10 protein-coding genes and 1 tRNA gene are annotated in these 12566 nt (G+C 66.7%); 3 read left to right on the forward strand and 8 right to left on the reverse strand.

Going from position 1 to position 12566, the window contains the following annotated elements; genetic code table 11:
* Positions 1-228: 228 nt before the first annotated feature.
* On the reverse strand, positions 229-1275 hold the full coding sequence (locus DFR49_RS14690; protein WP_245968590.1) for an arabinan endo-1,5-alpha-L-arabinosidase: 1047 nt from the start codon (positions 1273-1275) through the stop codon (positions 229-231).
* A 10-nt stretch (positions 1276-1285) separates the two neighbouring features.
* The gene (locus DFR49_RS14695; protein ID WP_119036489.1) at positions 1286-4087 is read right to left on the reverse strand and encodes a TonB-dependent receptor; all 2802 of its coding nucleotides are present in this window, start codon (positions 4085-4087) and stop codon (positions 1286-1288) included.
* Between the two features lie 304 nt (positions 4088-4391).
* Here DFR49_RS14695 and DFR49_RS14700 point away from each other — a divergent pair, with 304 nt between their 5' ends.
* From DFR49_RS14700 to DFR49_RS14710, 3 genes are read left to right on the forward strand one after another with little or no spacing between them, the layout of a single operon-like run.
* On the forward strand, positions 4392-5939 hold the full coding sequence (locus DFR49_RS14700) for an alpha-N-arabinofuranosidase (protein WP_119036490.1): 1548 nt from the start codon (positions 4392-4394) through the stop codon (positions 5937-5939).
* Positions 5939-8269, forward strand: a complete 2331-nt coding sequence (locus DFR49_RS14705; RefSeq protein WP_119036491.1) for a glycoside hydrolase family 127 protein — start codon at positions 5939-5941, stop codon at positions 8267-8269. The genes DFR49_RS14700 and DFR49_RS14705 overlap by 1 nt, the downstream gene beginning before the upstream one ends.
* Positions 8269-9618, forward strand: coding sequence for a glycoside hydrolase family 27 protein (locus DFR49_RS14710; protein ID WP_119036492.1), 1350 nt, complete (start codon positions 8269-8271; stop codon positions 9616-9618). The genes DFR49_RS14705 and DFR49_RS14710 overlap by 1 nt, the downstream gene beginning before the upstream one ends.
* Positions 9619-9625: 7 nt before the next feature.
* On the opposite strand, the gene DFR49_RS14715 is transcribed toward DFR49_RS14710, so the two are convergent.
* The 6 genes from DFR49_RS14715 to DFR49_RS14740 all read right to left on the reverse strand — a co-directional run bounded on the left by DFR49_RS14715 (position 9626) and on the right by DFR49_RS14740 (position 12543).
* The gene (locus tag DFR49_RS14715; RefSeq protein WP_119036493.1) at positions 9626-10156 is read right to left on the reverse strand and encodes a gamma carbonic anhydrase family protein; all 531 of its coding nucleotides are present in this window, start codon (positions 10154-10156) and stop codon (positions 9626-9628) included.
* A gap of 25 nt (positions 10157-10181) precedes the next feature.
* Positions 10182-10258: transfer RNA gene (locus tag DFR49_RS14720), tRNA-Arg, on the reverse strand.
* A gap of 35 nt (positions 10259-10293) precedes the next feature.
* On the reverse strand, positions 10294-10722 hold the full coding sequence (locus DFR49_RS14725) for a DUF1178 family protein (protein WP_119036494.1): 429 nt from the start codon (positions 10720-10722) through the stop codon (positions 10294-10296).
* Positions 10719-11540 (reverse strand): carbon-nitrogen hydrolase family protein, encoded by an 822-nt coding sequence (locus DFR49_RS14730; protein WP_119036495.1) that lies wholly within the window; start codon positions 11538-11540, stop codon positions 10719-10721. Before DFR49_RS14730 ends, DFR49_RS14725 begins: the two co-directional genes overlap by 4 nt.
* Positions 11537-11794 carry a glutaredoxin 3 gene (grxC, locus tag DFR49_RS14735; RefSeq protein ID WP_119036496.1) on the reverse strand — a complete coding sequence of 86 codons (258 nt, stop codon included), beginning with the start codon at positions 11792-11794 and terminating at the stop codon, positions 11537-11539. Before grxC ends, DFR49_RS14730 begins: the two co-directional genes overlap by 4 nt.
* A 32-nt stretch (positions 11795-11826) precedes the next feature.
* Positions 11827-12543, reverse strand: a complete 717-nt coding sequence (locus DFR49_RS14740; RefSeq protein WP_245968591.1) for a ComF family protein — start codon at positions 12541-12543, stop codon at positions 11827-11829.
* Positions 12544-12566 lie beyond the last annotated feature (23 nt).

The following is a 12566-nucleotide window of genomic DNA, read 5'->3' on the forward strand; positions in this document are numbered from 1 at the left end:
CCTGAGCGCCTGCCTTAGCAGGCAGTCGAAGGGGGCCGTTCTGCGATGGGCCCGCTGATCGCTTGCGGCGCGGAGTACGGTGCTTCGACTACCCCGGATCAAGTCCGGGGACGAACGGGTTTTAGGATGCGGCTCAACGCAAAGTCATCGCACTCTAACGCCTCCCCACCCTGCAAGGGAGGGGCCGGGGGTGAGTCGCGAGCAACGCGAGCGTCCGACGCCCGCTCCTTACACCACCGTCGGCCAGCCGTCCGTGCTCCAGTCGAGCGGGTGAATGCGCAGCGTCGGCACGCCGTCGCGCTGCGTGTCATAGGCGTGATAGACGATATAATCGCGGTCGCTGTCCTGAAGCACCGCGCAATGGCCGGGGCCGACGAACCGGTCGCCGGCGCTGCGGTCGGCGCGCAGGATCACCATGCCGCCGCCCTTGAGCATCGATCGGCCTTCGCGGTCGACATACGGCCCGTCGGCCTTGGCCGCGCGCCCGACCACGGTGTAATAGGTGCTGTTCGCGCCCCGGCAGCAGAAATCGAACGACGCGAACAGGTAATAAAAGTCGCCACGCCGGATGATGAACGGCGCCTCGATCGCATCGGGCATCGGCCGCCGCGCGATCGTGCGCGGTTTGGCACCGGCGGGCGGCTTGCCCGTCGCGGGATCGAGCGGCACGATCTGCAACCCGCCCCAGAAGCTGCCGAAGGCGAGCCACACCCGCCCCTCAGCATCAACGACATGATTGGCATCGATCGCGTTGTAATCATCTTGCGGCGTCGATCGGAGCACCACCCCTTCGTCGCGCCAGCCGAACGCTGGGTCGGCCGTGTCGAGCGTCGGCGTCGTCACCAGCGCGATCGCGGAGCGGTTTTTCCCGAAGGTCGAGAGCGAGTAATAAAGGTGATAGCGCCCGTCGCTGTACGAGATGTCGGGCGCCCAGATGCCGCGCGTCCCCGGCACCTCGTCCTGCGCCCAGCCGGGCAGGCCATCGAACACGCTGCCGTGCGCGCTCCAGTGAATCAGGTCGGTCGAGACCCGCCACGGCAGCACCCCCGCGCCCTCGCCCACATGCCCGGTGCAGAACAGATGATAGGTGTCGCCCTGGCGGATGATGCAGGGATCATGGACCGGGCTGATCGCCCCGGTCAGCCGGTCGGCAAAATTGCCGCTGCCGCCGACCGAACCGCTCGGCCGCACCCCTGCCGCCGCGCACGCCCCGGCGGCGAGCGACGCGAGCACGAAGCCGCGCCGCCCGATCGCCGCCGGATCGATTCGCGTCACCCGCGCCGCCTCAATTGAAGCTGTAGCGGACGCCGAGCGCGAAGGTCCGCGACAGCAGGGTCGAGCCGAGATTGTCGGTCGCGAAGCCGCCCGCATCGCCGAACCGGTAATAGCTCTGCTGCACCTCGTTGGTCAGGTTGGTGGCATCGAAGGTGATGCCCAGCCGCTTGGTGACATCGAGCGTCACCTGAAGGTCGAGGCTCTTTTCGGGCACGCGCCACACGCCGATCGGATTGGCGAACAGCCGCGCCTCGTTGTTCGACAGGAAGTTCTTGCGCCAGACATAAGAGAGCCGCACCCCGACCGGCTTGCGATCGTAGGCCAGCGTGACGTTGTACGACAGATCGGACACCCCGAAGAACGGCGACGAATCCTGCCCGATCACATTGCCGTCGATATCGACCTGCGGGATGTTCTGTTTCGAATCGAGGATGGTCATGCTGCCCTGCACGCCCAGTCCGCGCAGGATGCCCGGCAGGTAATCGGGGAAATAGAGCGCCCCCAGTTCGATTCCCTTGAGCACGCCGTTCGACGCGTTCTGCGGCCGCGTGACGAGGAAGGTATCGGTGTTGAGTCCCGTCCCCGGCACCTGCACCAGCGAGGTGATCGGCACCACCAGCCCGTCGACCTCGCGGCGGAACAAGGTGGTGTAGATCGCGCTGTCGCGATCGAAATACCATTCGAGCGAGAGATCGTAATTGGTCGATTGGGTCGAGCGCAGGTTGGGGTTGCCCGCCGAGCCCGAACCGTAGCCGACCTGCGTCAGATCGCCCGTCAGGTTGAAATTGGAATTGAGATCGCCGAACGCCGGGCGCCGCAGCGTCTTGCCGTAGTTGAACCGCAACCGGAGTTTGTCGGTGACGTCGAAGATCGCGGTCGCGCTGGGCAGGAATTTCCAGGTCCCCGACGACCCTCTTGTCGTCACCAGCGAATAGCGGTCGGTGAAGGTCACGTCGGTATCGACATCGGTATAGCGCAACCCGGCCTGCAACCGCAGCGGCCGGCCGAAGATCGTCAGCTCGCCATCCGCCTGGATATAGGCCGACATCGTGATCTCGTTGATGTCGAACACCCGCGTCATCGTCAGATCGTCGCTGAGCAGGATGCCGGGATCGACCGTCGAGCGATAGAGTTCGCGGATCTCGTCGGCATGGGCGAGGTTGTAATAGCCGTTCGCGACCACCCACGACGTGGGCACGCTCGCGCGGCCGTTGAAGAAGCCGTGGTTCAGATATTGCGCGCCTTCGGGCAGCGAGGTGAACGGCACGTTGAGCGCGGGCGCATCCTGCCCGCGCACCGAGGACGCGGCCTTGCGGTTGTCGTAGCGAATGCCCGCCTTGACCTGTCGCAGGAAGCCGCCGTCGAAATCCTTCTTGCCGTCGAGCCGGAAGGTCCAGGCCGAACCGCTTGACTTGTCGGCATTGTCGTACAGTTCGCCGACCGTCCACGCGCTCGGATCGGCAAGCACCGAATTATCCGAGAAATTGTATGACGGATACCCGTTACCGGTGTTGAAATCGACCATGATCTGCGGCGCCACGCGCGTGGTCCGCATCGCGAAGAACTGCGACTGGTTCTTGCTGTCCTGATACGCGAGGTCGGCGGAGATGTGCGCGCTGTCGCCCACCTCCCACTGGCCATTGAGCGCATAGACGAAGCTGTCGGTCTTGCTCTTGGTGATGTCGCCACTGTTGAACCCGAACACATCGCCAACGGTGCGCGTCTTGATGATGTTGGTGCCGGGATAGAGCGTGATCGTATCCGCGGGATTGGGGCCGAGGCTGCCCCACCAGTCGACGAAGCTGAAGAACAGATTGTTGAAGGTCGTCTGGCGGAACCCCGTCCAGAAGAATTCGGCCGTATAAACCGAACTCGAATTGGGCGACCATTGCAACGCCGCATTGACCGAGGGCCGTTTGCGATCGCCGCGCACGTCGGGGCTGAACACCGCGTCGCGGGCAAGGTAATAGGGCGTATCAATCCCGTTCAGGACGAAGGTCGAGCCTTCCTCGGTCGGAAGCCCGCGATCGAGCCCCGGCTGCCACGCACCTGTCTCCGGGAAAACGCGCTGGAGCGGCGTAAAGCCCGTGCCCGCCGGCGGATTCTCGGTGACGAACGGCACCAGCGCGCCCGCGGTGATGCTCATGTCGCGATATTTGGTGCGGGCGTAGCTGCCGTTCACCATCAGGCCGATATCGCCGACCCCGGTTTCCCAGCGATCGCTGACGAGCAGGCTGACATTGGGGTTCAGCGTATCCGAGGTCTCGTTATAGATGCCGCGCCCCGTTGCGGAGAGCGCGAAACCGTCGAAATCGAACGGACGGCGTGTCTGCACGTCGATCTGCCCGGCAAGCCCGGTCTCGATCTGGTCGGCCGCGCGCGTCTTGTAGACGTCGATCCGCTTGACGAGCGTCGCGGCGATATCCTGAAGCGCGAACGAGCGTCCCGCCGCGGTGAAAATCTCGCGGCCGTTCATCGTCGTCAACGGATCGGGCAGGCCGCGAATCGACAGCGTCCCGGTTTCGCCGCCGCCACGGTTGGTCACCTGCACGCCGGAAAGCCGCTGGAGCGCCTCGACGACGTTGTTGTCGGGCAGCTTGCCGACATCCTCGGCGACGACCGATTCGACCACCTGGGTCGAATCGCGCTTGACCTCTAGTGCCTGGATCATGCTGGCGCGAACGCCGGTGACGACGATATCGGCGCCGGTGTCCTGCCCATCATCGACAGCGGTTTGCGCGAACGCCGGGCTGCCCGCAGCAGCCAGACCGATCAACGATGCCGAACACAGGATTGCAAGCTTCGCAGCCATTTAAACTACCCCTCTCCCCAAATCGGACGGTTCATCGGCTTCGCGCCGCTTTCTCGTCGGATTATTAACTCAGACAATTTATTAGACCCGCGATCGGTAGCGCGCAAGCGCCTGTGCGTATTTCTCAGACAAAAACCAACAGGTGTTGCCGGAAATCCACGACCGTGCACCATTCCGTGGTTTCTGAGAGCGCTATCGCTATCGACACGAAGCGATTGACGTATCGCGCCAGCATTATATGTCTGAGTTAATAGAACCCGCCGGAAGCCGGCGATCGATTCTTTGAAAAAAGGGGAGCAGAGCGATGAAAATGTGGACGCGCACCGCCTTGTCGGCCGCCGCGATGATGGTGGCGATGCCGGCGATGGCACAGCAGCCCGCGCAGGTTTCGGTCGCGATCGACCTTAATTCGCCCGGCGCGAAAATCGAACCCGCAATCCAGGGCCAGTTCGCCGAGGATCTCGGCCGCGGCCTCTACGACGGCATCTGGGTCGGCCCCGATTCGAAAATCCCCAACACCAACGGCTATCGCAGCGACGTGATGGCCGCGCTCGACAAGCTGCATATCCCCGTGATCCGCTGGCCCGGCGGCTGCTTCGCCGATCAATATGACTGGCGCGACGGCATCGGCCCGCGCGAGAAGCGCCCGGTGCGGATCAACTATACCTGGGGCGGCGTCACCTATGACAACAGCTTCGGCACCAACGAATTCATGGACTATGCCGAACGGCTCGGCGCCGACGCCTATGTCGCGGGCAACATGGGGTCGATGGCGCCGCGCGACATGCAGCAATGGATCGAATACATGACCGCCGGCGGCAAGTCGACGCTCGCCGAGGAACGCCGCGCCAACGGCCGCGACAAGCCGTGGACCAACCTCAAATATTTCGGTGTCGGCAACGAAACCTGGGGCTGCGGCGGCAACATGACCGCCGAGCACGCCGCCAACGAGCATCGCCGCTATGCCACCTTCGTCCAGCGGCAATCGGAGGGCGGGCCGATCGTGCGCGTCGGCTCGGGCGCCAATGTCGACGATTACCACTGGACCGAAGTGTTCATGCGCGACGCCGCGCGCACGATGGACGCGCTCAGCCTGCATTATTACACCTTCCCCGGCTCGTGGGAGCATAAGGGGCCCGCGACGGGCTTCGACAAGGCCGCCTGGGCCTCGACACTCGTCCACGCGCTGCACATGGACGAACTCGTCACCAAGCATTCGGCGATCATGGACAAATACGATCCCGACAAGCGCGTCGCGCTCTATGTCGACGAATGGGGCACCTGGTACGATCAGGAACCCGGCTCGCACCCCGGCTTCCTCTATCAGCAGAACAGCCTGCGCGATGCCGAGGTCGCGGCGCTGACGCTCAACATCTTCCACCGCCACACCGATCGCGTGAAGCTCGCCGCGATCGCGCAGATGGTGAACGTCCTCCAGGCGATGATCCTGACCAGGGACGACAAGATGCTGCTGACGCCGACCTATCACGTCTTCGACATGTACGTGCCGTTCCAGGGCGCGACGCCCTATCCCGCCACGGTCGAAGGCCCGCGCTACAAGCAGGGCGAATACGATCTGCCGATGGTCGACGTCTCCGCCGCCAAAGGCGCCGACGGCAAGCTGTACCTGTCGCTCGTCAACCTCGATCCCGATCGCGCCGCGCGGGTGACGACCGGGCTTGGCGGCACCGCCACGGGCCGCATCCTCACCGGCCCCGCGATCGACACGCACAACACGTTCGACGCACCCAACACGATCCACCCGGTCGCCTATGCGGGCAAGAACGTGGGCGGCAAGCTGGTGTTCGACCTGCCGGCCAAGTCGGTCGCGGTGGTCGCGGTCACGCAGTGATGCTGTCGCGGCGCGCTTTCCTGGCGTCGGCGAGCGTGGTCGCGCTCGCCGGCCCGGTGGCGGCGCGCACGGCGGTGGCAAGCCCCCGCATCCGCGTCGAGCCCGTCCCGCTCGACGCGGTGCGGCTCGGCCCCTCGCCGTTCCGCGATGCGGTGGACAAGAATCGCGAATTCCTGCTGTCGCTCGACCCCGACCGTCTGCTCCACAACTTCCGGGCAAGCGCCGGGCTGAAGCCCAAGGCGCCCGTCTATGGCGGCTGGGAAGCGCGCGGCATCGCCGGCCATTCGCTCGGCCATTACCTCTCCGCCTGCTCGCTGATGCACGCACAGACCGGCGACGCAGCGGTGCGCGACCGCATCACGCACATCGTCACCGATCTCGCCGAATGCCAGCGCGCGCATGGCGACGGCTATATCGGCGGCACCACCGTCGAGCGCGACGGCAAGGTGGTCGACGGCAAGATCGTGTTCGAGGAAATCCGCCGCCACATCATCCGCACCGGCGGGTTCGATATCAACGGCGGCTGGGTGCCGCTCTACACCTGGCACAAGGTTCATGCCGGGCTGATCGACGCGTACCGGATCGGCAAGATCGCGGCGGCGCTGCCGGTGATGCTCGCGATGGCGGGCTATCTCGCGACGATCCTCGAAGGCCTCGACGATGCCGAGATGCAGACGCTGCTCGCCTCCGAATATGGCGGCTTGAACGAAAGCTATGCCGATACCTTCGCGATCACCGGCGACCCACGCTGGCTCCGGCTCGCCGAGCGTATCCACGATCGCAAGATCCTCGATCCCCTCGCCGCCGAGCACGATCAGCTTTCGGGGCTCCACGCCAACACGCAGATCCCCAAGCTGATCGGCCTCGCCCGTCTCTACGAATTGACCGGCAATCGCGATCACCAGACCGCCGCGCGCTTCTTCCGCGACGTGGTGGTCCATCATCACAGCTACGTCATCGGCGGCAATTCGGAACGCGAGCATTTCGGCCCGCCCGACAAAATCGCCCCCTTCATCACCGAGCGCACCTGTGAGGCGTGCAACAGCTACAACATGCTCAAGCTCACGCGGCATGTGTACGGCTGGGCGCCCGATGCGGCCCTGTTCGACTATTACGAGCGCGTCCACCTCAATCACATCCTCGCGCACCAGCACCCGGCCACCGGCATGTTCGCCTATTTCATGCCGCTCTCGGCGGGCGCGCGGCGCACCTGGTCGACCCGCGACGACAGCTTCTGGTGCTGCGTGGGCTCGGGGATGGAGAGCCACTCAAAGCACGGCGATTCGATCTACTGGCACGACGCGCGCACGCTCTACGTCAACCTGTTCATCGCCTCGACGCTCGATTGGGACGGCTGGAAACTCGATCTCGCGACGCGCTTTCCGTTCGAGGACGAGGTGACGCTTACGGTCGCCAGGCCCGGCAAGACGCGCGCCCTCGCGCTCCGCCTTCCCGGCTGGGCGAAAGACCCGATGATCGCGATCAACGATGTCGCCACCCCGATCGAGCGCCGCGACGGCTATGCGCTGCTCGATCGCCGCTGGCGTGCGGGCGATCGGATCACGCTGACGTTGCCGATGGCGCTCAAGGCCGAACCCACGCCAGACGATCCAACGATCGTCGCCTATACCCACGGCCCCGTCGTCCTCGCCGCCGATCTCGGCCCCGCGAACGCCCCTTTCGACGCCCTCCCCCCAACGCTCGTCGCCGCCGATGCCGGCGCAGCGCTCACGCCGCTGGACGCCACCGCACACCGCTTCCGCATGGCGGATGCGAAGCCCGAGCCCGCCACGCTTGTCCCCTTCTTCGCGCAATACGACCGCCGCACCGCGGTTTATTTCCCCACCTTCACCGCCGATCGCTGGGCGAAGGAGGAAGCCGCCTTCATCGCCGGGCAGCGCGCCAGCGCCGCGCTCGCGAAACGCACGGTCGATGTCATCCAGCTTGGCGAACAGCAGCCCGAACAGGATCACGGCTTCGCCTCCAACCAGAGTGATCTTCTTTCGTGGGACGGACGCGCCGGGCGGCAGGCGTGGTGGGGCGTCGGCAACTGGCTCGAATTCGACCTCGCCGTCCGCCCCGGCCCGATGGCGATGCGCGTGCTCTATTGGGGCGAGGAGACCAACAAGGATTTCGTCATCCTGATCGACGGCGTGCAAATCGCCGAGGAACGCCGTGCCGAGCCGCCGGTGAAGGCGTTCGTCGCCAAGGATTATGCGATCCCGCCCGATCTCACGCGCGGCAAGGCCAAGGTCCGCGTTCGCATCGAAACGCGCGGCACCGATGCGCCGGTCTATGAAGTGCGGATGATCGAAAGCGAGGCCCGCTGATGCCCGGCTGGACGCGACGCAGCACGATGGCGGGGCTCGCCGCCGCCGCCACGCTGACGCCCGCCTTCGCTCGTGCGGCCACCGCGCCCGACTTCCACGATCTCGCGCCACGCCCGCCGATGGGCTGGAACAGTTGGGACAGTTTCGCCGCGACGATCAACGAAGCGCAGGCGCGCGAAATCGCCGCGATCATGGCCGAAAAGCTGCTGCCGGCGGGCTATGACATCTTCACGGTCGATATCCAGTGGTATGAGCCCGGCGCGACCGGGTTCGAGTATCGCACCGGGGTCGAACTGGCGATGGACGGCTATGGCCGCCTGCTCCCCGCCCCCAACCGCTTTCCCTCGGCCACAGGCGGCGCCGGCTTCCGCCCGCTGGCCGATATGGCGCACGCGCTCGGCCTGCGCTTCGGCATCCACCTGATGCGCGGCGTGCCCCGGCTTGCCGCCGATCGCAACCTGCCGATCGCGGGCACCCGCCACCGCTGCGGCGACATCGCCGATCGCGTCAACGTCTGCTCGTGGAATTCGGACATGTACGGCGTCGATATGAGCAAGCCGGGCGCGCAGGCCTATTATGACAGCGTGTTCCGGCTGATTGCGTCGTGGGGCGTCGATTTCGTCAAGGTCGACGACATCAGCCGCCCCTATCACCGCAACCAGCCCGAGATCGAGGCCGTGCGCCGCGCGATCGACGCATCGGGCCGTCCGATGGTGCTCAGCCTGTCGCCGGGCGAGACACCGCTATCGGCCGCCGATCATGTCGCGGCGCACGCGAATATGTGGCGGATCAGCGACGATTTCTGGGACGAATGGCCGCTGCTTCTCGCGCAGTTCGAACGGCTCGCGAACTGGGCGCCGCACCGCCGCCGCGGCGCCTGGCCCGATGCCGATATGCTCCCGCTCGGGCTGCTCGCGCTGGGCGAGCGCCCCACGCGCTTCACGCCCGACGAACAGCGCACGATGATGACCTTGTGGGCGATTGCCCGCTCACCACTCATCATGGGCGGCGACCTGCGCGCGCTCGATCCCGCCACGCTGGCGCTGCTCACCAACCCCGGCGTGATCGCCGTCAATCAGGCGAGCGAGGGCGGCCGCCAGTTGTTCCGCGAGGGCAACCGCGTCGGCTGGGCCGCGCGCGAACCCCGAACCGGCGATATCTATCTCGCGCTGTTCAACCTCGGCGATGCACCCGAATCCATATCGGCGCCGCTTGCCGGCCTTGGGCTGGGCGAGGGTGCGGCGGTGCGCGATCTCTGGGCCGGGGCACCGATTGCTACTGTCCGGCGCACGTTCGGGACCACGCTGCCGCCCCACGGCGCGGGCCTCTTTCGCCTGAGCGCCGTATAGACCGCCGTCAATCTATCCGCCGCAAGTCCCCGGAGAAATGCCGCTGACGCGCCACATAGTGATCGGCCCCGCCCTTGAGTTGGGCGATCATCTCGGGCGTCAGTTCGCGCACCGCGCGTGCGGGCGCACCGACGATCAGGCTGCGCGGCGGGAAGGTCTTGCCCTCGGTCACCAGCGCGCCGGCGCCGATCAGGCTATCCTCGCCGATCACGGCCCCGTTGAGCACGGTCGCGCCCATCCCGACCAGCACCCGGTCGCCGATCGTGCAGCCGTGCAGGATCGCGTGATGGCCGATCGTGCAATCTTCCCCCAGCGTCAACGGAAAGCCGGGATCCGAATGGAGCATCGCGCCTTCCTGCACATTGGTGCGATCGCCGACGACGATCGCGGTATTGTCCGCCCGGATGACGGCGCCGAACCAGATCCCGACCTCGCGCCCCAATTGCACATCGCCGATCAGGTCCGCCGAGGGCGCCACCCAGCTCGACCCGTCGGCGGGAAGCTGCGGCGCTTTGGCATCGATTTCATACAGCGGCATCGCGGGCCTCCCTGTCGCAAAAGACTGGTGCCCCCGAGAGGACTCGAACCTCTGGCCTGCGGTTTAGGAAACCGTCGCTCTATCCTGCTGAGCTACGGGGGCGCCGGCCGGTCTGGTAATGGTGGGCGAACCTGCGGTCAATTGCGGGCACCGGGCGGAATGATCGGGAACGGCAACGGCGCGACCGGAACGCCATCCTCGACGAGCGCCTTCGCTTCGGCAGGCGTCGCCTGGCCGTGGATCGTCGCCTGCGCTTCCTCGCCGTCGTGCATCGCGCGGGCGCGATCGGCGAACGAGCGCCCTACCCATTCCGAGCCCTCGAGCGCCTTTTCCTGCGCCGCCGCCAGCGCCGCGAGCGCGGCCTTCATCTCTGCGGGCGCGGCACCGCCGGTACGATTGCCCTTGGCGGCGACGTTGGGCGCCATCAGCGCCTTTTCCACGCCCGCATCGCCGCAGATCGGGCATGCCACCAGATTGCGCGCACGCTGATCGTCATAATCGGCGGACGAGCCGAACCACGCCTCGAAGACATGGCCGGTCGCGCAGCGCAGGTCGAAGACGATCATGCCAGCGTCACCTCGGGGATAGCGCGGCGATGCGCGATCACCGGGATGCGCGCGCGCACCGCCTCGATCGCCGCCGGATCGATCTCGACCATGCCGAGCCCCGCTGCCTCGCCCATGTCGAGCAGCACCTCGCCCCACGGATCGATCACCAGCGAATGACCATAGGTTGCCCGGCCATCCTCGTGGATACCGGTCTGCGCGGCAGCGACGACATAGGCCGCCGATTCGATCGCGCGGGCGCGCAGCAGGATATGCCAGTGCGCCGCGCCCGTCGGCCGGGTGAAGGCGGCGGGCACCGCGAGCACGCGCGCGCCGGCCGCGCTCAATGCCTGATAGAGCGCCGGAAACCGCAGGTCGTAACAGATCGAGAGACCAAGCGGCCCGGCCGGTGTCTCGGCCACCACCGCCGTCTCGCCACCGGCAAACGCCGCCGATTCGCGCCAGCTCTCGCCGGTCGGCAGATCGACGTCGAACAGATGGAGCTTGTCGTAGCGCGCGCGGATCGCGCCATGATCGTCGATCACGAAACCGCGATTGGCGAGCCGCCCGTCGTCGCGCCGGAGCGCGAGCGAGCCTAGATGCACCCATATCCCATGCCGCGCCGCCGCCTCGCGCACCGCGGCGAGCACGCGATCGTCCGCCTCGGTCGCGATCTGCGTGTGCCCCCGCGCGCGATCACGATCGAGCAGCCCAGACATTTCTGGGGTGAACACCATCGCCACCCCATCGCCGGCCGCACGCTCGATCGCGTCGACGATCGTGCCGGCGTTGGCCGCGGGATCGATCCCGCTCGTCATCTGGAGCAGCGCGAGCTTCATCGGCCCAGCAGCGCGTCCAGCCGCCCGGCACGCTCGGCCTCGGCAAGGTCGTCCGAACCGCCGATATACGCGCCGTTGATGAAGATCTGCGGCACCGTCATCCGCCCGCCCGCGCGCTCGATCATCTCGGCGCGCTTCGGCCCGCCCATCGTGATATCGGTTTCCTCATAGGCGACGCCCTTGTCGTCGAGCAGCCGCTTGGCGCGCGCGCAATAGCCGCAGAATGCCTTGGTGTAGATTTCGACCTTTGCCATGCCTTCCGAGGTGTGGCGCGATCGGGCGCTTGTCAATCGTGCGGTTCGCCCGCGAGCACGCGCGCCCAGCACAAGACGGTCACCCGTGCCGCCCCGGCCTTGCGCAAAGCGCGGGTACAGGCGTCGGCCGTGGCGCCGCTGGTATGAACGTCGTCGATCAGGACGATGCGCTTGCCGCCAAGCGCCGCCGTCGCACGACCGGCGACCTCAAAGGCACCCGCTACCGTCTTCGCGCGGGCACGCGGCCCCATGCCACGCAATGGCGGCGTCCTACGCCGACGCACGAGCAGCGTCGGATCGCTCGCCACCCCGCTCGCCTTTGCGAGCGCGGCCGCGATCAGCGCCGCCTGGTTGAACCCGCGCGACCACAGCCGCCAGCGGTGCAGCGGCACCGGCACGAGCAGATCGGCATCGGCGGGCAGCAGCCGCGCCATTGGCCGCGCGACCGTCTCGGCAAGCGCGGCACGGCCGCCATATTTGAGCCGCAGCACGACGCGGCGCGCAATCTCGCCATAAGCGACCGCCGCGCGCGCGCCGTCATGGCGTGGCGGCGAATCGAGGCAGGCGCCGCAACGCGCATTTTCACCGCGATCGAAGGCAAAGGGCTCGCCGCACCCTGCACACCACGGCGGGCCGAGGAAGCGGAGCTTGCCCCAGCAGGCGCCGCAAAAGCGGTGATCGGCCTCGGCCACCGCCCCGCAGCCGGGGCAACGCGACGGCAGCGCCCACCGCACCCCCCGGCCGAACATGCGCGCTATTCCCCCCATGCCCC

This window comes from Hephaestia caeni, from assembly GCF_003550065.1.
In the GTDB taxonomy this organism is placed as follows: domain Bacteria; phylum Pseudomonadota; class Alphaproteobacteria; order Sphingomonadales; family Sphingomonadaceae; genus Sphingomonas; species Sphingomonas caeni_A.

What these genes read in the sequence shown, in the direction of transcription:
- DFR49_RS14695 (WP_119036489.1), bottom strand. Translation starts at nt 4,087, where the DNA reads ATGGCTGCGAAGCTTGCAATCCTGTGTTCGGCATCGTTGATCGGTCTG.
- DFR49_RS14700 (WP_119036490.1), top strand. Translation starts at nt 4,392, where the DNA reads ATGAAAATGTGGACGCGCACCGCCTTGTCGGCCGCCGCGATGATGGTG.
- DFR49_RS14705 (WP_119036491.1), top strand. Translation starts at nt 5,939, where the DNA reads ATGCTGTCGCGGCGCGCTTTCCTGGCGTCGGCGAGCGTGGTCGCGCTC.
- DFR49_RS14710 (WP_119036492.1), top strand. Translation starts at nt 8,269, where the DNA reads ATGCCCGGCTGGACGCGACGCAGCACGATGGCGGGGCTCGCCGCCGCC.
- DFR49_RS14715 (WP_119036493.1), bottom strand. Translation starts at nt 10,156, where the DNA reads ATGCCGCTGTATGAAATCGATGCCAAAGCGCCGCAGCTTCCCGCCGAC.
- DFR49_RS14725 (WP_119036494.1), bottom strand. Translation starts at nt 10,722, where the DNA reads ATGATCGTCTTCGACCTGCGCTGCGCGACCGGCCATGTCTTCGAGGCG.
- DFR49_RS14730 (WP_119036495.1), bottom strand. Translation starts at nt 11,540, where the DNA reads ATGAAGCTCGCGCTGCTCCAGATGACGAGCGGGATCGATCCCGCGGCC.
- grxC (WP_119036496.1), bottom strand. Translation starts at nt 11,794, where the DNA reads ATGGCAAAGGTCGAAATCTACACCAAGGCATTCTGCGGCTATTGCGCG.
- DFR49_RS14740 (WP_245968591.1), bottom strand. Translation starts at nt 12,543, where the DNA reads ATGTTCGGCCGGGGGGTGCGGTGGGCGCTGCCGTCGCGTTGCCCCGGC.